The organism is Streptomyces spiramenti, from assembly GCF_012034385.1.
Lineage (GTDB): Bacteria > Actinomycetota > Actinomycetes > Streptomycetales > Streptomycetaceae > Streptomyces > Streptomyces spiramenti.
Map to the genome: position 1 here is coordinate 1 of NZ_JAAVJB010000465.1, position 1,201 is coordinate 1,201.

At 73.5% G+C, this 1,201-nt stretch carries 1 protein-coding gene; it reads left to right on the forward strand.

All coding sequences use genetic code 11. The annotated features are described in order from the left end of the window. The first annotated feature begins 273 nt into the window (after positions 1–273). Entirely contained in the window at positions 274–1,035 is a 762-nt protein-coding gene (locus tag HCJ92_RS24180) for a Tellurium resistance (protein WP_167935730.1), read from the forward strand. Positions 1,036–1,201 lie beyond the last annotated feature (166 nt).

Genomic DNA, 1,201 nt, shown 5'->3' on the forward strand with positions numbered 1-1,201 from the left:
CGCCCGTCCCGGGACGGGCGGCGTCAGCGGGGACCGGATCGGGCCGCTCCCGCAGCCGGTCGGCCCCGCGAGGTGTGAGCGGGCCGCGAATGCGGAAGTCTTTAGGGCGAGGCCGGCCCCGCTCGGGTCGAACCCCGGGACGGGTCGCGCCTCGCCAGCGTGTGCGGGCACCGGTCCGCCGTTCCCGGCCTCGCCACCCGGGTACGGCGGCCGGGCCGGTTCCCCGTGCCGCCCGGCCACCGATCAGGGCGAAGCGGACGGTAGGACAAGAGCATGGTCTCGCTGTGGGATTACTGGCGCCGCGCCCGGACGCCGGTGGCGAGGTTCGACGCCAGCGGTGGCTCGTCCAGTTACGCCATCGAACTGACCCGCCGGGCGCCCAAGATCTCCCTCTCCGCGCAGGGGGCCGCCTCCGGGACCCTGCGGATCAGCCTCACCTGGCGCATGCGCGCCAACGACCTGATGGGCGGCAAGAACCACCGCAAGCTCAACGCCTGGCGCCATCCGCTCCAGTTGCTGCGGCCGGCCGAGGTCGTCGGCCACACCCAGGGCATGGTCGACGTCGACTTCGACCTCGCCTGCCTCTACGAACTGAACGACGGCAGCAAAGGCGTGGTGCAGTCGCTCGGCGACCTCCTGGGCGAGTTCAACGGACCGCCCTACCTGAAGCTGAGCGGCGACGACCGCTTCGGCGGGGGCTCCGGCGAGGTGCTCTACGCCAACCTGGACCACCAGGAGGAGATCAAGCGGCTGCTGGTGTTCGTCTACATCTACGACGGCACCCCGGCGTTCGACCGGGCCGACGTCTCGGTCACGCTCGACGCCGGAAACGGCACCCACGTCGACGTGCCGCTCACCGACCCCTCACCGCAGGCGCGGTCCTGTGCGGTGCTGCTCCTCGAGCACGAGGGCGGCGATCTCGTGGCGCGGCGCGAGGTGAGGTACGTCTACGGTTTCCAGTCCGAGATCGACCGGCTGTACGGCTGGGGCATGGCCTGGGGGCGCGGCAGCAAGCCGAGCCGACTGCGACGCTGAACGCCGAGGGCGGAGCACCGCCGCGGAGCCGCCGCCCCGCGCACGGCGGCGGGCCGGGACGGGAGCTGCGCCGCCCGGTTCAGCCGGGGTCCCGCCGCCGGAACTGCGGTCCCTGCGGCGGCAGGTCGACCACCGGCGCGGCGTCTCCCACCGCCGTCCCGGGGAC

Bases quoted from the DNA above. Each gene is read 5' to 3' on its own strand.
- HCJ92_RS24180 (WP_167935730.1), top strand. From the start codon at position 274: ATGGTCTCGCTGTGGGATTACTGGCGCCGCGCCCGGACGCCGGTGGCG.